17 protein-coding genes and 1 riboswitch are annotated in these 19382 nt (G+C 71.9%); of the genes, 6 read left to right on the top strand and 11 right to left on the bottom strand.

The annotated features are described in order from the left end of the window. Nucleotides 1–47 precede the first annotated feature (47 nt). The 10 genes from ACZ573_RS18425 to ribD form a co-directional block, all read right to left on the bottom strand. Nucleotides 48–1091, bottom strand: coding sequence for a hemolysin family protein (locus ACZ573_RS18425; protein ID WP_471305044.1), 1044 nt, complete (start codon nt 1089–1091; stop codon nt 48–50). Next, a complete protein-coding gene (locus ACZ573_RS18420) occupies nt 1088–2494 on the bottom strand; it encodes a hemolysin family protein (protein WP_471305041.1) in 1407 nt (468 codons plus the stop codon). Before ACZ573_RS18420 ends, ACZ573_RS18425 begins: the two co-directional genes overlap by 4 nt. Nucleotides 2495–2693: 199 nt before the next feature. Next, a complete protein-coding gene (locus ACZ573_RS18415; RefSeq protein ID WP_471305038.1) occupies nt 2694–3158 on the bottom strand; it encodes a PH domain-containing protein in 465 nt (154 codons plus the stop codon). 68 nt (nt 3159–3226) lie between these two features. Beyond that, nucleotides 3227–4075 (bottom strand): ATP phosphoribosyltransferase, encoded by an 849-nt coding sequence (gene hisG / locus ACZ573_RS18410; RefSeq protein WP_314253695.1) that lies wholly within the window; start codon nt 4073–4075, stop codon nt 3227–3229. Nucleotides 4076–4130: 55 nt separating this feature from the next. After that, entirely contained in the window at nt 4131–4412 is a 282-nt protein-coding gene (locus tag ACZ573_RS18405) for a phosphoribosyl-ATP diphosphatase (protein ID WP_471305035.1), read from the bottom strand. A 35-nt stretch (nt 4413–4447) separates the two neighbouring features. After that, nucleotides 4448–4933: a 6,7-dimethyl-8-ribityllumazine synthase gene (gene ribH / locus ACZ573_RS18400; RefSeq protein ID WP_007262951.1), complete on the bottom strand. Its 486-nt coding sequence runs from the start codon at nt 4931–4933 to the stop codon at nt 4448–4450. A gap of 71 nt (nt 4934–5004) precedes the next feature. After that, the gene (locus ACZ573_RS18395) at nt 5005–6294 is read right to left on the bottom strand and encodes a bifunctional 3,4-dihydroxy-2-butanone-4-phosphate synthase/GTP cyclohydrolase II (protein WP_471305032.1); all 1290 of its coding nucleotides are present in this window, start codon (nt 6292–6294) and stop codon (nt 5005–5007) included. Next, nucleotides 6291–6944: a nicotinamide mononucleotide transporter family protein gene (locus tag ACZ573_RS18390; RefSeq protein WP_471305029.1), complete on the bottom strand. Its 654-nt coding sequence runs from the start codon at nt 6942–6944 to the stop codon at nt 6291–6293. Before ACZ573_RS18390 ends, ACZ573_RS18395 begins: the two co-directional genes overlap by 4 nt. After that, entirely contained in the window at nt 6941–7564 is a 624-nt protein-coding gene (locus ACZ573_RS18385; RefSeq protein WP_471305026.1) for a riboflavin synthase, read from the bottom strand. Before ACZ573_RS18385 ends, ACZ573_RS18390 begins: the two co-directional genes overlap by 4 nt. Beyond that, nucleotides 7565–8710: a bifunctional diaminohydroxyphosphoribosylaminopyrimidine deaminase/5-amino-6-(5-phosphoribosylamino)uracil reductase RibD gene (gene ribD, locus ACZ573_RS18380; protein ID WP_471305023.1), complete on the bottom strand. Its 1146-nt coding sequence runs from the start codon at nt 8708–8710 to the stop codon at nt 7565–7567. It lies immediately after the preceding gene. Between the two features lie 149 nt (nt 8711–8859). Further along, a riboswitch (FMN riboswitch) is annotated at nt 8860–8990 on the bottom strand. A 286-nt stretch (nt 8991–9276) separates the two neighbouring features. Here ribD and ACZ573_RS18375 point away from each other — a divergent pair. From ACZ573_RS18375 to ACZ573_RS18365, 3 genes are all read left to right on the top strand, one after another. Then, nucleotides 9277–11640 (top strand): chitinase C-terminal domain-containing protein, encoded by a 2364-nt coding sequence (locus ACZ573_RS18375; protein ID WP_471305020.1) that lies wholly within the window; start codon nt 9277–9279, stop codon nt 11638–11640. A gap of 101 nt (nt 11641–11741) precedes the next feature. Next, nucleotides 11742–12641, top strand: a complete 900-nt coding sequence (locus ACZ573_RS18370) for an RNA polymerase sigma-70 factor (protein ID WP_471305018.1) — start codon at nt 11742–11744, stop codon at nt 12639–12641. A gap of 60 nt (nt 12642–12701) precedes the next feature. Further along, nucleotides 12702–13457 (top strand): SDR family oxidoreductase, encoded by a 756-nt coding sequence (locus ACZ573_RS18365; RefSeq protein ID WP_471305015.1) that lies wholly within the window; start codon nt 12702–12704, stop codon nt 13455–13457. Between the two features lie 1224 nt (nt 13458–14681). Here the strand turns inward: ACZ573_RS18365 and ACZ573_RS18360 are convergent. Beyond that, nucleotides 14682–15839, bottom strand: coding sequence for an ROK family transcriptional regulator (locus ACZ573_RS18360; protein ID WP_471305012.1), 1158 nt, complete (start codon nt 15837–15839; stop codon nt 14682–14684). 55 nt (nt 15840–15894) lie between these two features. Here ACZ573_RS18360 and ACZ573_RS18355 point away from each other — a divergent pair, with 55 nt between their 5' ends. The 3 genes from ACZ573_RS18355 to ACZ573_RS18345 all read left to right on the top strand — a co-directional run bounded on the left by ACZ573_RS18355 (nt 15895) and on the right by ACZ573_RS18345 (nt 19338). Further along, the gene (locus tag ACZ573_RS18355; protein ID WP_471305009.1) at nt 15895–17142 is read left to right on the top strand and encodes an MFS transporter; all 1248 of its coding nucleotides are present in this window, start codon (nt 15895–15897) and stop codon (nt 17140–17142) included. 81 nt (nt 17143–17223) lie between these two features. Beyond that, nucleotides 17224–18621 carry a uracil-xanthine permease family protein gene (locus tag ACZ573_RS18350; RefSeq protein WP_471305007.1) on the top strand — a complete coding sequence of 466 codons (1398 nt, stop codon included), beginning with the start codon at nt 17224–17226 and terminating at the stop codon, nt 18619–18621. 75 nt (nt 18622–18696) lie between these two features. Continuing rightward, nucleotides 18697–19338 carry a DUF5995 family protein gene (locus ACZ573_RS18345; protein ID WP_471305004.1) on the top strand — a complete coding sequence of 214 codons (642 nt, stop codon included), beginning with the start codon at nt 18697–18699 and terminating at the stop codon, nt 19336–19338. Nucleotides 19339–19382 lie beyond the last annotated feature (44 nt).

The following is a 19382-nucleotide window of genomic DNA, read 5'->3' as shown; positions in this document are numbered from 1 at the left end:
CTCCGCCCCCGGAACCCTCACGGGCCCGGGGGCGGAGCGGCCGGCGGCTAGCCGCGGGCGAACGCCACGCGGTGGGCCGGGTCGCGGACCTCACCGACCAGCATCTCGAGGACGTCCTCGAGGGCGACCAGGCCGAGGACGCGGCCCCCCGGGTCCGCGACCTGCGCGAGGTGCGTGGCGTCCCGGCGCATGACGCTGAGGGCGTCGTCCAGCGGGACGGTGGAGCACAGCGTGGTCATCCGGCGCCAGACCCGCTGCGGGACGGCCCGCTCCCGGTCCTCCAGGTCCAGTACGTCCTTGACATGCAGGTAGCCCATGAAGGCGCCGCTGTCGGCACGGACGGGGAAACGGGAGTAGCCGGTGCGCACGGTCAGCTGCTCGATCTGCCGCGGGGTCACCGCCGGGCCGACCGTGACCAGCCGGTCCGGGCCGAGGAGGACGTCGGTGACGGGGCGGCTGCCCAGTTCCAGCGCGTCCTCCAGCCGCTCCTGCTCGACCGGCTCCAGGAGCCCTGCCTGCCGGGAGTCCTTGAGGAGCCGGCCCAGCTGGGCGGAGGTGTAGACGGCCTCGACCTCGTCCTTGGGCTCCACCTTGAAGAGCTTCAGGACGAGCTTGGCGCAGGCGCCGAGCGCGGTGGTGACCGGCCCGCACAGGCGGGCGAAGGCGACCAGGCCGGGGCTGAACCACAGGGCGGTCTTCTCCGGGGCGGCCATGGCCAGGTTCTTCGGCACCATCTCGCCGATCACCAGGTGCAGGAAGACCACGGCGGTGAGCGCGAACGCGTAGCCGAGGGGGTGGATCAGGCCCTGCGGTACGTGGACGGCGTGGAAGACGGGCTCCAGCAGCCGGGCCACGGTGGGCTCGGCGACCGCGCCGAGGGTGAGCGAGCAGATGGTGATGCCGAACTGCGCCGCGGCCATCATGCGGGGCAGGTTCTCCAGGCCGTGGAGCACCTGGCGGGCCCGCTTGGAGTCGGCCGCGAGGGGCTCGATCTGGCTGCGCCGTACGGAGACGAGCGCGAACTCGGCGCCGACGAAGAAGCCGTTGGCGAGGACCAGCAGCAGGGCGAAGAGGAGCTGGAGCGCGTTCATCGGGCGGCGCCTTCCAGCTCGGCCCGCTTCGGTTCGAGCACGGCCGCGCCGTCGGCCGCGGACGCGGACCGGTACGCGCCGGCCGCGGGCACCGCCGCCAGCCGGACCAGCCGGACCCGCTCGGCGCGGTTGCGGCCCACCCGGCGGACGGACAGCTTCCAGCCGGGGAGTTCCGCGCGGTCCCCGGGGGCGGGGATCCGGCCGAGCAGGTCGGCGACGAGACCGGCGACGGTCTCGTACGGGCCTTCGGGCACTTCCAGGCCTATGCGGCGCAGGGTCTGCACCCGGCAGCTGCCGTCGGCCTCCCAGGAGGGGCGGCCGTCCTCGGCCGGTACGGCGGCCAGTTCGGGGGTCTCGTCCTCGGCGAAGTCGTGCTCGTCGCGGACCTCGCCGACGAGTTCCTCCACGATGTCCTCCAAGGTGACGACGCCGGCGGTGCCGCCGTACTCGTCGACGACCACGGCCATCGGCTGCTCGCTGCGCAGCCGCTCCAGCAGCGGCTGCACCGGCAGGGAGCCGGGCACCAGCAGCGGGGCGACGCAGATCCGGCTCACGCTCGTGCGGTCGCGTTCCGACTCGGGCACGGCGAGGGCGTCCTTGAGGTGGACGACGCCGGTGATCTCGTCGATGCGGTCGCGGTAGACCGGGAAGCGGGACAGTCCCGTGGCGCGGGTCAGGTTGAGCACGTCGGCCGCGGTGGCCGTGTGCATCAGGGCGCTGACCTTCACCCGGGGGGTCATGACGTGCTGGGCCGTCAGCTCGCCCAGCGAGAGGGTGCGGACGAAGAGGTCGGCGGTGTCCTGTTCGAGGGCGCCGGCCTGGGCCGAATGGCGGACCAGGGAGAGCAGCTCGCCAGGGGTCCGGGCGGAGTCCATCTCCTCGGTCGGTTCCACGCCGAGCGCCCGCACGAGGCGGTTGGCCACGGCGTTGAGACCGGCGATGACCGGGCGGAAGGCACGGGAGAAGGCGTGCTGGGGGCCGGCGACGAAACGGGCCACCTGGAGCGGCCGGGAGACCGCCCAGTTCTTCGGGACGAGCTCGCCGACGACCATCTGGACGGCGGAGGCGAGCAGCATGCCGATGACGACGGCGACGCCGGGGACGGCTCCCTTCGGCAGGCCGGTCGCCGTGAGCGGCCCGGCCAGCAGTGCGGCGAGGGCGGGCTCGGCGAGCATGCCGACCACGAGGGAGGTGATGGTGATGCCGAGCTGGGTGCCGGAGAGCTGGAAGGACAGCTCCCGCAGGGCCTTGACCACCGTGCGGGCACGGCGGTCTCCGTCGGCCGCGGCGCGTTCGGCCTCGGCTCGCTCCACGGTGACGAGGCCGAACTCGGCGGCCACGAAGAAACCGTTGGCGAGGATGAGGGCGAAGGCCGCCGCGAGCAGAAGTAGCGGGATGGTCATGCCGCCGCCTCCGAGGGGAGGGCGGCGCGGATACTACCGGACGATCCGTCCATTGCTGGAGGGAGTCACTCCTCAAGTCGCAGGTGCCCACGGGCCACGAGGTCCCGGGGCCGATGGGAGGGCGCACAGCTGCGCCCCGCCACCAGGGTAGTCATTGAGATCCCGGCCGCAACGGTACGCAGCCGGGGGATCGGCCGACTCAGTGGTCGCCGGTGCCCGTTCCGTGGGTTTCGGCCAGGGCGCGCAGGGCGCGGGCGTCGCCGATCGCCTGCTGCTTGGCGATGCCCGGCTGGATGCCGAGGGCGGGCAGGCTGGTGCCGTCGCTGAGGTCGAGGAACACCCAGGGGTCGCCCGGGCGGAGGTTGACCCGCAGGATCTGGGCCCACTCCAGGCGGCGGGTGTTGGTCAGGTTGACGACCGTGACGCCGGACTCGTCCGCGACCACCTTGGGGCGGCTGAGCAGGACGAGTACGGAGCTCAGCAGGACGGCGGTGACGACGAAGCTGATCCGCTCGCCCGGGCTGAGGTTCTCCAGCAGCAGGGCGATCGCCGTGATGGTGGCGAACATGGCGAGGCCGACGCCCAGCAGGACGACCCGGGTGCGGGTCGGCCGGAAGGTGACCGGCAGGGTGGGTGGGGCGGGCTGGGCGGCGGACTCGGCCATGGTGGTGCCTTCTGGAGTGGCGTGCGGGGCGGGTGGTCGGCATGCCGGGGTGCGGCACGCCGGACCCCCTAGAGGCGGCAGGCGTGGATCGAGGTGGTGAGGATCGCGCGCGCGCCGAGCTCGTACAGGTCGTCCATGATCCGCTGCGCTTCCTTGGCGGGGACCATCGCGCGGACGGCGACCCAGCCCTCGTTGTGCAGCGGGGAGACGGTCGGCGACTCCAGGCCGGGGGTGAGGGCGACCGCGCGCTCCAGGTGCTCGGCGCGGCAGTCGTAGTCCATCATCACGTAGCTGCGGGCCACCAGGACGCCCTGCAGGCGGCGCAGGAACTGCTGGACCTGCGGGTCGCCGGCGTCGGCGCCGTTGCCGCGGATGACGACGGCCTCGGAGGTGAGGATCGGCTCGCCGATGACCTCCAGGCCGGCGTTGCGCAGGCTGGTGCCGGTCTCGACGACGTCCGCGATGATCTGGGCGACGCCGAGCTGGATGGCGGTCTCGACCGCGCCGTCGAGGTGCACGACGGAGGCGTCGATGCCCTTCTCGGCGAGGTGCTTGGCGACGATTCCCTCGTACGAGGTCGCGATCGTCATCCCGCTGAAGTCCTCGGGGCCCTTCGCCGTGCCGGGGGTGGTGGCGTAGCGGAAGGTGGAGCGGCCGAAGTTCAGCGGCAGGATCTCCTCGGCGCTGGCGCCGGAGTCGAGCAGCAGGTCGCGGCCGGTGATGCCGATGTCGAGCTTGCCCGAGGAGACGTAGATCGCGATGTCCTTGGGACGGAGGTAGAAGAACTCCACCTCGTTCTCGGGGTCGACGACCACGAGCTCCTTGGACTCCTTGCGCATCCGGTAGCCGGCCTCATGGAGCATCGCCGACGCCGGTCCGGAGAGTGAACCCTTGTTGGGGACGGCGATGCGCAGCATGGGGCTTCCTTTGGTGCGTGGATTACGGGATTACGGACGGGTGTGCGTGCCGGACTCAGAGGTGGGCGTAGACGTCGTCGAGGGAGATCCCGCGCGCCACCATCATCACCTGGACGTGGTAGAGCAGCTGGGAGATCTCCTCGGCGGCGGCTTCGTTGCCCTCGTACTCGGCGGCCATCCAGACCTCTGCGGCCTCCTCGACGACCTTCTTGCCGATGGCATGGACGCCCTTGTGGACGAGCTCGGCGGTGCGGGAGGTGCTGGGGTCGCCTTCGGCGGCCTTGCGCTGGAGCTCGGTGAAGAGCTCCTCGAAGGTCTTGGGGGTCTTGTCAGCCATGATGGTCCTCAGAATACGGGGTTCCCCGTCGCCACTCAGCGCCAGGGTTCGCTGACGGTCCGCAGGGTCATGGCGGTGGAGACGGCGGCGGTGACCGCTTCGTGCCCCTTGTCCTCGTTCGACCCCTCGAGCCCGGCGCGGTCCAGCGCCTGCTCGTCGTTGTCGCAGGTCAGTACTCCGAAGCCGACGGGGACTCCGGTGTCGATCGACACCTGTACCAGGCCCTGGGTGACGCCCTGGCAGACGTAGTCGAAGTGCGGGGTGCCGCCGCGGATGACCACTCCGAGGGCGACGATGGCATCGTAACCGCGACCGGCCAGTACCTTCGCCACGACCGGGAGCTCGAAGCTGCCGGGGACCCGGAGCAGGGTGGGCTCGTCGATGCCCAGCTCGTGCAGGGCCCGCAGGGCTCCGTCGACCAGTCCGTCCATGACCTTCTCGTGCCACTGGGCCGCGATCACGGCGACTCGGAGGTCTCCGCAGTTCTTCACGCTCAGTTCGGGTGCGCCCTTGCCGCTCACAGCTCTGCTCCTCGGTGGTTCGTGATGGGGTGGGGTGGGTGGTGGATGTGTGTACGGGTGGTGGTGCGCGCCTACTGGTTGCCGCAGGCGGAGGTGGTCACGGGCCCGTCCAGCCAGGGCAGGTCGTGACCCATCCGGTCCCGCTTGGTGCGCAGGTACCGCAGATTGTGCTCGCCGGCCTCCATCGGCATCGGCTCCCGGCTGGTCACCGTGATGCCGTGCCGGACGAGGGCGTCGGACTTCTCGGGGTTGTTGGTCATCAGCCGGACGTCGTGCACGCCGAGGTCGGCGAGGATCTGGGCGCCGGCGCCGTAGTCGCGGGCGTCGGCGGGCAGGCCGAGCTCCAGGTTGGCGTCGAGGGTGTCGCGGCCGCGCTCCTGGAGCTCGTACGCGCGCAGCTTGGACAGGAGTCCGATGCCGCGGCCCTCGTGGCCGCGCAGGTAGACGACGACGCCGCGGCCCTCGGTCTTGATGCGTTCCATGGAGGCATGCAGCTGGGGGCCGCAGTCGCAGCGCTGGGAGGCGAAGATGTCGCCGGTCAGGCACTCGGAGTGCATGCGGACCAGCATGTCGGTGCCGTCGCCGATCTCGCCGTGGACGAGGGCGACGTGCTCGACTCCGTCGACGGTGGAGCGGTAGCCGTAGGCGGTGAACTCGCCGAAGGCGGTCGGCAGGCTGACCTCGGCCTCGCGGCGCACGGTGGGCTCGGCGGAGCGGCGGTAGGCGATCAGGTCCTCGATGGAAATGATCGTCAGGCCGTGCTTGCGGGCGAAGGGGATCAGCTCGGGCAGGCGCAGCATGACGCCGTCCTCGCCGGCGATCTCCACGATGGCTCCGGCCGGGCGCAGGCCCGCGAGGCGGGCGAGGTCCACGGCGGCCTCGGTGTGGCCGTTGCGGACCAGGACGCCGCCGGGCTTGGCGCGCAGCGGGAAGATGTGGCCGGGGCGGACGAAGTCACCGGGCTCGGAGACCCCGTCGGCGAGCAGGCGCAGGGTGGTGGCCCGGTCGGCGGCCGAGATGCCGGTGGAGACGCCGTGGGCGGCGCTCGCGTCGACGGAGACGGTGAAGGCGGTCTTCATCGACTCGGTGTTGTTCTGGACCATCTGCGGGAGTTCGAGCCGGTCCAGCTCGGGGCCCTCCATGGGGGCGCAGATCAGGCCGCGGCACTCGCTCATCATGAAGGCGACGATCTCGGGGGTGGCCTTCTCGGCGGCGATGACGAGGTCGCCCTCGTTCTCGCGGTCCTCGTCGTCGACGACGACGACGGGGCGGCCCGCCGCGATGTCACGGATGGCCTGCTCGACGGGGTCGAGGCGGAAGGTCTCTTCGGGGATGTCGGGCACGGGCTTGAGGGTGGTCATGCCGTTGCTCCTTCCAGGGCCTGGGCGGGGTTGGTGCGAGAACGCTGGTACCAGTCGTAGGCGCCCCACAGCACGAGAGCGAAGTACACGACGTAGACGAGGCCGGAGAAGGCCAGTCCGTTGTTGAAGGCGAGGGGGACGCCGACCAGGTCGACGAGGAGCCAGGCGAACCAGAACTCGACGAGGCCGCGGGCCTGGGCGACCATCGCGACGATGGTGCCGACGAAGATGTACGCGTCGGCCCACGGGCTCCACGAGAGGTTCGGGAAGAGCGTGAAGAGGCCGCCGACGGCGAGGGTGCCGAGCGCCCCGCCGGCCAGGAGCAGTCCGCGCTCCTTCCAGGTGGCGGTGCGCACGGCGATGGAGCCGTCCTGGGCCTTCTGGCGCCCGAGCTGCCAGGCGCGCCAGCCCCACACGGCCACGCCGATGACGAGGAGCTGCTTGCCGACGCCGCCGGCGAGGTGGGCGGAGGCGTAGGCGGCGATGAGGATCAGGCCGGAGAGGAGCTGGGCGGGCCAGGTCCATATGGAGCGGCGCCAGCCGAGCGCGAGCGCGGCCAGGCCCATCAGGTTGCCGATCATGTCGGACCAGATGACCTTCTGGCCGAAGACGGTGAAGGCTTCTGCGTTGAGCCAGGTCAGGGCGCTCACCGGTCGTCTCCCGTCGCGTGGAGCGGGTTCACGCCGGCGGCCAGCAGGCGCTCGACGTACTTCGCGAGGACGTCGACCTCCAGGTTGACCGGGTCGCCGCTCTGCTTGATGCCGAGGGTGGTCAGCGCGAGCGTGGTGGGGATGAGGCTGATGGTGAACCAGTCGGCGGCGGCCTCGACCACGGTGAGGCTGACGCCGTCGACCGTGATGGAGCCCTTCTCGACGACGTAGCGGGAGAGGTTGGCGGGCAGGGCGACCTTGACGATCTCCCAGTGCTCGGAGGGGGTCCGGGAGATGATCTCGCCGGTGCCGTCCACGTGCCCCTGGACCAGGTGGCCGCCGAGCCGTCCGCCGAGGGCCATCGGGCGCTCCAGGTTGACCCGGGAGCCCTTGGTCAGGGCGCCGAGGCTGGAGCGGTTCAGGGTCTCCTGCATGACGTCGGCGGTGAACTCGCCGTCCGCGGTCTCCACGACGGTGAGGCAGACGCCGTTGACCGCGATGGAGTCACCGTGCTTGGCGCCTTCGGTGACGAGGGGGCCGCTCAGCCGGAAGCGGGAGGCTTCCTCAAGCTGCTCGACAGCGGCGACCTCGCCCAGTTCTTCGACGATTCCGGTGAACACTCAGTGCTCCTTGGTGGCGGTGGTGGCGGTGACGGGGACGGGAACTGCGGTGATGCGGAGATCGGGGCCGATGCGGACGGCCTCGGTGATGTCGAGGCGCTGCGCAGCGGAGATGTTCGTGATCCCGGCGTCGGCGAGGGCCGCGGGGCCGGCGCCGAGCAGGGCCGGGGCGATGTAGCCGATGACGCGGTCGACGGCGCCGTCCTCGAGGAAGGCGCCGGCCAGCGTGGGCCCGCCTTCCAGCAGGACGGAGCGCACGCCGCGCCGGAACAGGCGGGTGAGGAGGTCGTGGACGCCGATGCGGCCGTCGTGCAGGGGCAGCCGGAGCAGTTCGACGCCGGGCAGGTGCCGGGTGTCGGCGTCCTCGCCGACGACGAGCAGGGTGGGCGCGGCGTCGTCGAGGATGCGGGCGGTCGGCCGGAGCGCGGCGCGGGTGTCGAGGGCGATCCGCAGGGGCTGCGTGGCGCCCTCGACGCCGCGGACGGCGAGGTGCGGGTCGTCGGCGCGCAGGGTGCCGCCGCCGACGAGGACGGCGTCGCTCTCGGCGCGCAGCCGGTGGACGTCGGCCCGGGACTCGGCGGAGCTGATCCAGCGGCTGCTGCCGTCCGCGGCGGCGCTGCGGCCGTCGAGGGTGGCGGCGTACTTCCAGGTGACGTGCGGGCGGCCCAGGCGTACGGAGGTCAGCCAGGCGGCGTTGCCCGCCTCGGCCTCGTCCGCGAGGAGCCCGGCCGTGGTGTCGATCCCGGCCGCGCGCAGGGTGGCGGCACCGCCGCTGGCCTGCGGGTTCGGGTCGGAGACGGCGTAGACCACGCGGGTGATCCCGGCGCCTGCGAGGGCCTGGGCGCAGGGCCCCGTACGGCCGGTGTGGTTGCAGGGTTCGAGGGTGACGTAGGCGGTGCCGCCGCGGGCGGCCTCGCCTGCCGCGCGCAGGGCGTGGACCTCGGCGTGCGGGCCGCCGGCCCGTTCGTGCCAGCCCTCGCCGGCGATCTCGCCCGAGGCGTCGGTGATGACGCATCCGACGACCGGGTTGGGGCTGGTGGAACCGAGTCCGCGGGCCGCGAGCTCGACGGCTCGGCGCATGGCACGGGTGTCCGCGTCGGGTGCTGCGTGCGCGGCGTGTGTCGCCACCGGGTCCTCCTGCCTCATCGGGCACGGACTCCGGGGCCTGTCGGGATACGACAGATGAAGCGGTACAGCGCACAGGGGACGCCGAGGTCGGAAAAACGGTTCGACCAGGCACATCCGCAGGGATATGCCGACGAACCGCCGACGGCGGCGTACCGGTGACTGGCCCGCCGCGCACTGCCTCCCATCCGGACTTTAACCGTCGGTCCAGGAATCTCACCTGGTCAACCGGCCGCTGGCTGCGGACGGGTCGCGGACTATAACCGCCGGTTCGGAATTACACCGACCCCGGAGTGCGCTGCTACTGGTACTCCCGCCAGTCTGCCACGGGTGATCGGGTGCCATGCGGGTGATGTGGTGTGGCCTGGCTCACAGGGGGGTCACCGCCGATGCGGACTTTGTCAAGTCGGGCCGGTTGGTCCAGACCTATTGACGGGGTGGTCTAGTCCTCTTAACGTTCCCTTCATCTTCCCGGGAACGGCCCGTCAGATGTGCGCACGTCACGGGCCAACACGCTTCCGCACCACACCTGTTGCTTCATCCTGTGTCCAGTTGTGTCCTGCATCCTCCCCTCCCCAGGAGGCACAATGCCGTCCCCCACACGTACGAGAGCGATGGTCCTGGCATCCGGCGCAGCGATCGCCGGACTCCTGGTGGGCGGGCTCTCGGCGGGCGTCTCGCACGCGGCCGACAACGAGGGCTGTCGCCCCGACGGGCTGTACAAGACCGCCGGCGTCGACGTCCCCTACTGCTCGGTCTACGACACCGAAGGCCGGGAGAAGATGGGCGCCGACCACCAGCGCCGCGTCATCGGATATTTCACCGGCTGGCGCACCGGCAAGGACGGCGCCCCCGCCTACCTCGCCAACAGCATCCCGTGGTCCAAGGTCACCCACCTGAACTACGCCTTCGCCCACGTGGGCGCAGACAACAAGATCTCCGTCGGCTCGGACGGCGCGAACAACGCCGCCACCGGGATGACCTGGCCCGGCGTCGCCGGCGCCGAGATGGACCCGGCCCTCCCCTACAAGGGCCACTTCAACCAGCTGACGAAGTTCAAGAAGCAGTACCCGAACGTCAAGACGCTGATCTCGGTCGGCGGCTGGGCGGAGACCGGCGGCTACTTCGGTGACGACGGCAACCGGGTCGCCTCCGGCGGCTTCTACTCGATGGCCACGAACGCCGACGGCTCGGTCAACCAGGCCGGCATCGACACCTTCGCCGACTCCTCGGTCGAGTTCATCCGCACGTACGGGTTCAACGGCGTCGACATCGACTACGAGTACCCGACCACCATGAAGGACGCCGGCAACCCGCTGGACTGGCAGCTGGCCAACGCCCGCCGGGCCGGCCTCGTCCAGGGCTACGCGGCCCTGATGAAGTCCCTGCGTGAGAAGCTCGACCGCGCGGGCGCCGCCGACGGCAAGCACTACCTGCTCTCCGTCGCCGCCCCCTCCTCCGGCTACCTGCTGCGGGGCATGGAGACGTTCCAGGTCCAGAAGTACCTGGACTACGTCAACATCATGTCCTACGACCTGCACGGCGCCTGGAACGAGTACGTCGGCCCCAACGCCTCGCTCTTCGACGACGGCAAGGACGGCGAACTCGCCGCCGCCGGCGTCTACTCCACCTCCCAGTACGGCGGCATCGGCTACCTCAACACCGACTGGGCGTACCACTACTTCCGCGGCTCCATGCCGGGCGGCCGGATCAACATCGGCCTGCCCTACTACACCCGCGGCTTCAAGAACGTGCAGGGCGGCACCGACGGCCTGTGGGGCAAGGCCCCCGCGACCACCTGCCCGGCCGGAGCGGGCCTGGCCAAGTGCGGCGACGGCGCGGTCGGCATCGACAACCTGTGGCACGACAAGGACACCAACGGGGCCGAGTCCCCGGCGGGCTCCAACCCGATGTGGCACGCCAAGAACCTGGAGAAGGGCGTCGTAGGCGACTACGTCACCAAGTACGGCTTCCCGGCGAACACCACGCTGACCGGCGCCTACGTCCGCAAGTACGACTCCACCCTGGTGGCGCCGTGGCTGTGGAACGCGCAGAAGAAGGTCTTCCTCTCCACGGAGGACGAGCAGTCGGTGGCCGCCAAGGCCGACTACGTGATCGACAAGGGCATCGGCGGCACGATGGTCTGGGAGCTCGCGGGCGACTACGCGTACAACGCGGCCAAGGGCCAGTACGAGATGGGCGACACGCTCACCGACACGATGTACCAGAAGTTCAGGTCGGCCTCCCCCTACGGCGCGAAGAAGGCGGGCACCACCGCCCCGCCCACCCAGGCCGTGGACATCAGGACGGAGTTCACCGAGTTCAAGCTGGGCGACTCCAACTACCCGCTCACCCCGAAGCTGAAGATCACCAACAACACGAACACCACGCTGCCCGGCGGCACCGAGTTCCAGTTCGACTACGGCACCTCGGCCCCGAACAACGCCTCCGACCAGTCGGGCTTCGGCACGACCGTGATCAGCAGCGGCCACACCGGCACCAACATCGGCGGCCTGAAGGGCGACTTCCAGCGGGTCTCCCTGAAGCTCCCGGCCTGGCAGACCCTGGCCCCCGGCGCCTCCGTCGACCTGGCGTTCAACTACTACCTGCCGGTGTCCACGCCCTCCAACTGGACGGTGAAGATCTCCGGCACCACCTACGCCCTCACCGGCGACCTGGCCCGCGGTACGACGACGGTCCAGCCCGGCGGCGGCACCCAGCCCCCCACCACTCCCCCGACCACCCCGCCGACCACGCCCCCCACGACCCCGCCGACCACGCCGCCGGGCGGGACCTGCAGCAACCCGGCGTACGTGGCGGGCACGATCTACAACAGCGGCAACGTCGTCTCCCACAAGGGCCGCAACTGGAAGGCCCAGTGGTGGACGCAGAACGAAGAGCCCGGCACCACCGGTGAATGGGGTGTCTGGAAGGACCAGGGCGCCTGCTGACCCCTGCACCCTGACCCATGGGTGAACGTGAGGACCCGGTGGCCCGGCGGCCACCGGGTCCTCGCTCGTTCCGCGCGCACCCGGCCTCGTACGCTGCACCGGTGATCACACACATCACCGCGTCCGACGCGGACTTCGAGGAAAACCGTCCCCGGATGTTCGGCATCGCCTACCGCATGCTCGGGTCCGCCGCGGAGGCCGAGGACACCGTGCAGGAGGCGTACCTGCGCTGGGCGTCCGCGGACCGCGAGGAGATCGAGCACCCTGGCGCCTGGCTCGCCAAGGTCGTCACGAACCTGTGCCTCAACACCCTCACCTCGGCGCGGGTCCGGCGCGAGGCGTACGTCGGCCCCTGGCTCCCGGAGCCCGTCCTCACCGGGGACGGGACCCTGGGCCCGCTGGAGTCCGCGGAACAGCGGGACAGTGTGTCCATGGCCCTGCTGGTGCTGCTGGAACAGCTCACGCCGGTGGAACGGGCGGTCTACGTCCTGCGTGAGGCCTTCGCCTACAGCCACCGGGAGATCGCCGGACTCCTGGACCTCACCGAGGCCAACTGCCGGCAGCTCTACCGGCGGGCGGCCGCCCGGGTGGCCACGGACCGGCCGGCCGCGCCGGAGCCGCGCTTCGCACCGGACCCCGAACGGTGGCAGAGCCTCGTGGAAACCTTCATGACGGCGGCGCGCGGCGGGGACCTGGCCCGGCTGGAGGGGCTGCTGACGGCCGACGTCCGGTTCGTCTCCGACGGCGGCGGCGTGGTCAACGCGGCGCTGCGGCCGATCCTGGGGCGGGAGAAGGTGGCCCGGTTCGCGATCGGGGTGCTCAAGAAGTTCGCCGGGGACCTGCCGGTCAGCGTCGCAGAGGTCAACGGGGTACCGGCGCTGCTCTTCGGCGGGACGGCCGTTCTTCTGGTGGAATTCGAGAACGGGCTGGTCAGCGGGCTGAGCACGGTACTCAACCCGGAGAAGCTGGAATTCCTCCAGCGGCAGCTGTCACATTCCTGAGGGCCGTCCGGTCTCCGCTGCTGAAGGCTGAAGGAAGCACATCGGCGAAAGGCGGACCCCATGAGCACCATCCTCGTCACCGGCGGCACCGGCACCCTCGGCGCGCTGGTCGTGGACCGGCTCCGGCGCGCGGGCCACGAGGTCCGCGCGCTGAGCCGGCACGCCCCGGAGTACCCGGTCGACCTGCTGGACGGCAGCGGGCTGGACGCGGCGACGGCGGGCGCGGAGGTGATCGTGCACTGCGCGAGCAACACGCGCGCCGGAGGCAAGGACGACGACACCGCCACCCGTCACCTCATCGACGCGGCCCGGCGGGCGGGGACCGTCACCAACATCGTCTACATCTCGATCGTCGGGGTGGACGTGGTGCCGCTCGGCTACTACCGGACGAAGCTGAAGGTCGAGCGGCTGCTGGAGGCGTCCGGGCTGGGCCTGACCATCCTGCGCACGACGCAGTTCCACGACCTGGTCGCGCAGCTGGTGGACACGGCGGCGAAGCTGCCGCTCGTGCCGGTGCCCATGCCCGGCGGGGTACGGGTCCAGCCGATCGCAGTCGGGGAGGTCGCGGACCGCCTGGCGGACCTGGCCGCCCCGACTCCGTCGGGCCGGGTCCCGGACATGGGCGGCCCGGAGATCCACACCCTGCCGGACCTGGCCCGCACCTACCTGACCGCGACGGGCCGCCACCGCCGGGTGATCCCCGTCCCCCTGGCGGGCAAGGCCTACGCGGGCTTCAAGCGCGGCGGCCACCTGACCCCGTCCCACGCGGTGGGCCACCTCACGTTCGCGCAGTTCGCGGCGGGGCGGGGTCGGTAGGGGGCGGGGTCGGTAGGGGGCGGGGTCGGTAGGGGCGGGGCGGGGGTTCCGGGGGCGGGGGCGGTGGCCGGGCGGAATCGGAGAAGCGCGGCGGGGGTGTGGGTGGGCGGGAGCCACTCGGGCGGTATCAGGGATGTGTATGGGGGTTTCCCGTCAGTCCCATCGTCTCTCCGGTTCGGGCCGGTCCCTCAAGGGCGCTCGTTCCTCGCGTCGCTTCGCGATGTCGCTGCGCTCCACCCTTGACCGACCGTCCCGCCCCGGACATACGAAGACTGCCGGGAAACCCCCAAAGAACGGGCCGGGTGTTCAAGGACGAGGACGGGGCGGTCAGAGATGCCCAGGGAGATCCGGGTGGGCACGGCCGAGAGGCGGGGCCCATCACAGACCAGGGCCCGGGTCGGGGGAGCGCGTCCAATCGCTACGCGCTCCTGACGTCTCAGCGTCCGACGACCGTCCTGGGCTGGACATAGGCCGCCTCAGATCGCTACGCGCTTCTGCACGACCGCGACCGACGGCCGTCAGGGGCTGATGAGAGCCGCTGAGAGCGACGGACGGCCGACAGCTCGGCTATTCCGTCGTGGAGCCGGGTCAACGCGAGCATCACCCCACAAGCTCACACCCGAACAGGGGTAATTGGGGCAAACGGTCGGCCTTTCGGGCCACCCACGTGCGCTGACCCGCATCCACGACGAAATAGCCGCAGTTTCACGCCTTCCCACCCCGGTCAGCCGCCGGACGCCTCCCACGAGGAGCGCCTACGGGTCGTGGGCGGCCTATGCCCAGCCCAGGACGGTCGTCGGACGCTGAGAGATGAGAAGCGCGCAACGATCGGACGCGCCTCCCCCGACACGGGCCATGATCTGTGATGGGCCCCGCCTCTCGGTCGTGCTCGCCGGGATCTCCTCGCGCATCTCTGACCGGCCCGTCCTGATCCTTGAGTGCCCGGCCCGTTCCTTTGGGGGCTTCCCGACAGTCTTCGTATGTCCGGGGCGGGACGGTCGGTCAAGGGTGGCCGCAGGCCATCACGCAGTGACGCGACGAAGGAGCGCCCTTGAGGGACCGGCCCGAACCGGAGAGACGATGGGACTGACGGGAAACCCCCATACACATCCCTGATACCGCCCGAGTGGCTCCCGCCTACCCGAAGCCCCCGCCTCACCACCCAGACCCCGCCCGCCCCGCCCGCCCCCGAAGCCCCGCCCGCCCCGACCCCGACCCCGCCCCCTACCCCCCGAACAGCACCGCCTGCGCCGCCTCCCGCGCCGCCAGTTCGGCTCCCGCCAGGACCGCCGGGTCGCCCAGGGTCGTGGCGCGGATCTCCGTCGGCACCGGGGTCAGTTGCGCCACGCGGTCGGCGACCCGGGCGGCCAGGGCGGGGCCGCCTGCGCGGCCCAGTTCGCCCGCCAGGACCACGCAGCCCGGGTCCAGGATCGCCGCGGCCGCCGCCGCGCCCAGCGCGAGCCGTTCGGCCAGGACTTCGAGGAATGCCTCCCCCGCGGCTCCGGCCACGGCCTCCTCCGCCGGGCCCGCGAAGCCGTGGGCGCGCGCCAGCGCGGTCACGGCTTCGCGGCCCACCAGGGCATGGAATCCGCCCGCGCAGTCCTCGGCCGACGGCAGCCCGGCGGTGCCCGGGACCGGGAGGAAGCCGATCTCGCCCGCCCCGCCGGAAGCGCCCCGGCGCAGCCGGCCGTCCAGGACGACGGCCGCGCCCACACCCGCACCGAGCCACAGCAGGACGAAGGAGTCCAGGTCGCGGGCCACGCCCAGGCGCTGTTCGGCGAGTGCGGCCAGGTTGGTCTCGTTCTCGACGACGACCACGGCGGGCAGGCTGCGCTGCAGGGCGGCGACCAGGTCCCGGTGCCAGGCCGGGAGGCCGCTGGTGTCGCGGAGTTCGCCGGTGGCCGGGGCAACGAGGCCCGGGGCGCCTATGACGACGGTGTGCAGCTCGGCGGCGCCGGCTTCGCGTGCGGTGCGCAGCAGGGCGGCCACCGCGTCCTCGGGGGCGCCGACAGGCAGGGCGGCTTCGGCGAGGGGGCGGCCGAGGAGGTCGGTGACGACGGCGGTGACCCGGTCGGTGCGCACGTCGAGGGCGGCCAGGTGGGCGCGGTCGGCGACGATCCCGTACAGCTTGGCGTTGGGGCCGCGGCGCTGTTCGCCGGATTCGCCGGCGACCTCGATGAGTCCGGCTTCGGTGAGCCGGTCGACGAGGTCGGCGACCGAGGGGCGGGAGAGGCCGGTCATGGTTTTGAGCTGGGTGGCCGTCAGCGGCCCGGATTCCTGGAGGAGTTGCAGGGCGAGGCGGTCGTTGATGGCCCGGGCCGTGCTGGGCGAGGCGGGGGACGGTGCCGGGGTGGTGGTGGGGGCAGGAGTCACGGAGCCCATCCTAGGGAGTCGGGCCCATTATCTATCAGGCAGGGTCCCTGATAGTTTAATCGTCATGACCGGGGACACCGACCTCAGCCCGGCGCGCCTGCGCCATGCCCGCTATGCCATCGCCGCCGTCTTCTGCACCCACGGTGCCGTCACCGGCTCCTTCGCCACCCGTATCCCCTGGATCCAGGAGCACGCCCAGCTCAGCCCGGGCACCCTGGGCCTGGCCCTGGCCGCCCCCGCCGTGGGCGCGGCCCTCGCGATGCCGCTGGCGGGCCGGATCAACCACTGGCTCGGCGCACGCGCGGCGCTGCGGGCCCTGCTCTCGCTCTGGACCCTCTCGCTGATCCTGCCGAGCCTCGCCCCGAACCTGCCCGCCCTGTGCTTCGTGCTCTTCGTCTACGGGGCCACCGCCGGCATGTCGGACGTGGCGATGAACGCGCTGGGCGTGGAGACGGAGAACCGGCTGGGCCGCTCGATCATGTCCTCGCTGCACGGCATGTGGAGCGTGGGCGCGCTGCTCGGCTCGGCCGCGGGCACCCTCGCCGCGCACACCGGGGCCGACGCCCGGCTGCACCACCTGGCCGCCGCGCTGGTCCTGACGGCGGGCGGGCTGTTCGCCGTACAGGGGGTGCTGGACCTGAGGGCCGACCAGGAGGCGCAGGCGCCGCCGCACTTCGCGCTGCCGCCGAAGTCGGCGCTGCTGATCGGGGCCGTCGGGTTCTGCGCGGTCTTCGCGGAGGGCGCGAGCCTGGACTGGTCGGCGGTCTACCTGCGGGACGTCCTGCACACGGACGCGGGTCTGGCGGCGGCCTCCACCACCGCCTTCGCGCTCACCATGGCCCTGGCGCGGCTGGTCGGGGACCGGGTGGTGGACCGGTTCGGGGCGGTGCGCACGGTCCGGGCGGGCGGGGTGGTGGCCACCGCGGGCGGTCTGCTCGTGGTCGGGGTCCGGCATCCGGCGGGCGCGCTGGCCGGGTTCGGGCTGATCGGGCTCGGGATCGCGGTGGTGGTCCCGCTGGCCTTCGCGGCTGCGGGGCGCAGCGGCCCGGCCCCGGCGCAGGCCATCGCGGGTGTCGCGACGATCACGTACACCTCGGGGCTGATCGCCCCGTCGGCGATCGGCGCGGTGGCGGACGCGACCTCGCTGGTGGTGTCCTTCGGGCTGGTCACCCTGCTGGCGTTCGCGCTGATCGCCGGTGCCGCGGTGCTGCGCCAGGGGCCGCCGGTGGGGCAGGCTGGGGGCGATCTCGGCGGGGTGACGGCGAAGGCCTGCCCCACCGGACTCGACGAACCTGCCCAAACCCGGCCGTAACATGTCGACTGGCCGCAGCGGCACGTACCCGTGCGCTGCGGCCTCGATGTGTGAGCAACAGCCGGAGAAACGGAGTGGACCATGGGCCTCGGCGTGGGCTGGACCCTGCACGGAGACGGGCGGACCCCCGCCCCCGGGGCGGTGGTCCGGCCGGAGGAGCGGCTGTCGTGGCCGCGGACCGCCGGGCTGGGCGCGCAGCACGTCGTGGCGATGTTCGGCGCGAGTTTCGTCGCTCCGGTCCTGATGGGCCTGGATCCGAACCTGGCCATCATGATGTCCGGTGTCGCCACGGTGATCTTCCTCCTCGCGACGCGCGGCCGGGTCCCGTCGTACCTGGGCTGCTCGCTGTCCTTCGTCGGTGTCGCGGCGGCCATCCGGGCCGCGGGCGGGGACAGTGCGGTGGTCACGGGCGCCGTCTTCGTCGTGGGCGTGGCGCTGTTCCTGGCGGGCCTGGTGGTCCAGCGGTTCGGCGCCCGCGTGATCCACACGGCGATGCCGCCCATCGTGACGGGCGCGGTGGTGATGCTGATCGGCTTCAACCTGGCGCCGGTGACGGCGAGCACGTACTGGCCGCAGGACCAGTGGACGGCGCTGCTGACGATGCTGTTCACGGGGGCGGCCGTGGTGTGTCTGCGCGGTTTCTGGTCGCGCATCGCGATCTTCCTCGGTCTGCTCTTCGGGTACGGGATCTCCTGGCTCTCCGACCTGCTCTTCGGGAAGATCCACTCGACGCTAGGCGGGGAGGCGGCCGTCGACCACTGGCGGCTCGACCTCTCGGCGGTCGCCAAGGCCGACTGGATCGGGCTTCCGTCCTTCCACGCACCCGCCTTCGAGTGGTCGGCGATCCTGATCGCCCTGCCGGTGGTGATCGCGCTGATCGCCGAGAACGCGGGCCACATCAAGGCCGTGGGCGAGATGACCGGCGATCCGCTCGACGACGAGCTGGGCACGGCGATCGCGGCGGACGGTGCCGCGTCGATGCTGTCCACGGCGGTCGGCGGGCCGCCGAACACCACCTACTCCGAGAACATCGGGGTCATGGCGGCGACCCGGGTCTACTCCACGGCGGCCTACTGGGCGGCCGCGGGCTTCGCGCTGCTCTTCGGGCTGTGCCCCAAGTTCGGTGCGATCGTCGCCGCGATCCCGGGCGGTGTGCTCGGCGGCATCACGGTCATCCTCTACGGGATGATCGGTCTGCTCGGCGCGCAGATCTGGATCAACGGCGGGGTGGACCTGCGCAATCCGCTGAACCTGGTGCCGGCCGCGGCGGGCATCATCATCGGCATCGGCGGCGTGAAGCTGCAGATCACCGACACCTTCGAGCTGGGCGGCATCGCGCTGGGCACGATCGTGGTGATCACCGGCTACCACGCACTGCGCTACCTCGCCCCGGCGCACCTCAAGCAGGAGCCCCTGCTCGACGCGGGCACCTCCGCCTACGACGAGGGCTCCGGGGACGGCCAGGACAAGCCCCGTTGACGGGGTTTCGCCCGAACCGGGGAAGCGTACGGCCAAGTTCCCCGGATCCGCGTCGGCGCCTGCGACCCTGCCCCCATGGAAGCGGTGCTGGCGCGGATGCGCGCCCTGGAGGAGCGGCTCCCGCCGCAGGACGGTGTCGCCGTCTTCAACCGGGTCTACCTGACGGTGACGGAGACCCTGCACCGGCGGATCGAGCACGGCGCTTTCCCGGCGCCCCGGCGGGCGCAGACGCTCAGCGTGCGGTTCGCGGAGCGGTACCTGACGGCGGTGGAGGCGGAGCGGGCCCCGGCCTGCTGGCGCCCGCTGCTGCAGTACCGCCGCCACCCCGGAATCCGCCCGCTGCAGCACGCGCTGGCCGGGATCAACGCGCACATCGGCCATGACCTGGCGCTGGCGGTGGTGGCCACGTGCGGTGAGCTGGACTGTGAACCGCGGGCCCTGGAGGCGGACTTCGACCGGGTCGGCGACACGCTGGTCTCCCTGGAGGAGCACATCCGGGAGGACCTGATGCCCGGCCCGGACCTGTTGGAGATCGCCGACCCGCTGACCCATCTGGTCGGCTCGTGGAGCCTGGAGCGCGCCCGCGCCGGGGCCTGGTCGGCGGCCCGGCTGCTGTGGATGCTGCGCCGGGCGCCGGAACTGGCCGAGGAGTTCACGGACTCCCTCGACGCGGGCGTGGGCCTGGTCGGCCGCTGCCTGCTGACCCCGCGGGGCTGAGACGCCCGCCGCCCCCGGGTCGTCGCGGGCCGCCGGATAGGTTC

The organism is Streptomyces sp. NPDC040545, assembly GCF_055595065.1.
Note: the sequence above shows the minus strand (reverse complement) of the source record. Positions and strands in the feature narration are given on the sequence as shown.

Coding starts and splice junctions, on each gene's coding strand:
- ACZ573_RS18425 (WP_471305044.1), bottom strand. CDS start 1,091: ATGAACGCGCTCCAGCTCCTCTTCGCCCTGCTGCTGGTCCTCGCCAAC.
- ACZ573_RS18420 (WP_471305041.1), bottom strand. CDS start 2,494: ATGACCATCCCGCTACTTCTGCTCGCGGCGGCCTTCGCCCTCATCCTC.
- ACZ573_RS18415 (WP_471305038.1), bottom strand. CDS start 3,158: ATGGCCGAGTCCGCCGCCCAGCCCGCCCCACCCACCCTGCCGGTCACC.
- hisG (WP_314253695.1), bottom strand. CDS start 4,075: ATGCTGCGCATCGCCGTCCCCAACAAGGGTTCACTCTCCGGACCGGCG.
- ACZ573_RS18405 (WP_471305035.1), bottom strand. CDS start 4,412: ATGGCTGACAAGACCCCCAAGACCTTCGAGGAGCTCTTCACCGAGCTC.
- ACZ573_RS18395 (WP_471305032.1), bottom strand. CDS start 6,294: ATGACCACCCTCAAGCCCGTGCCCGACATCCCCGAAGAGACCTTCCGC.
- ribD (WP_471305023.1), bottom strand. CDS start 8,710: ATGAGGCAGGAGGACCCGGTGGCGACACACGCCGCGCACGCAGCACCC.
- ACZ573_RS18375 (WP_471305020.1), top strand. CDS start 9,277: ATGCCGTCCCCCACACGTACGAGAGCGATGGTCCTGGCATCCGGCGCA.
- ACZ573_RS18365 (WP_471305015.1), top strand. CDS start 12,702: ATGAGCACCATCCTCGTCACCGGCGGCACCGGCACCCTCGGCGCGCTG.
- ACZ573_RS18360 (WP_471305012.1), bottom strand. CDS start 15,839: ATGGGCTCCGTGACTCCTGCCCCCACCACCACCCCGGCACCGTCCCCC.
- ACZ573_RS18355 (WP_471305009.1), top strand. CDS start 15,895: ATGACCGGGGACACCGACCTCAGCCCGGCGCGCCTGCGCCATGCCCGC.
- ACZ573_RS18350 (WP_471305007.1), top strand. CDS start 17,224: ATGGGCCTCGGCGTGGGCTGGACCCTGCACGGAGACGGGCGGACCCCC.
- ACZ573_RS18345 (WP_471305004.1), top strand. CDS start 18,697: ATGGAAGCGGTGCTGGCGCGGATGCGCGCCCTGGAGGAGCGGCTCCCG.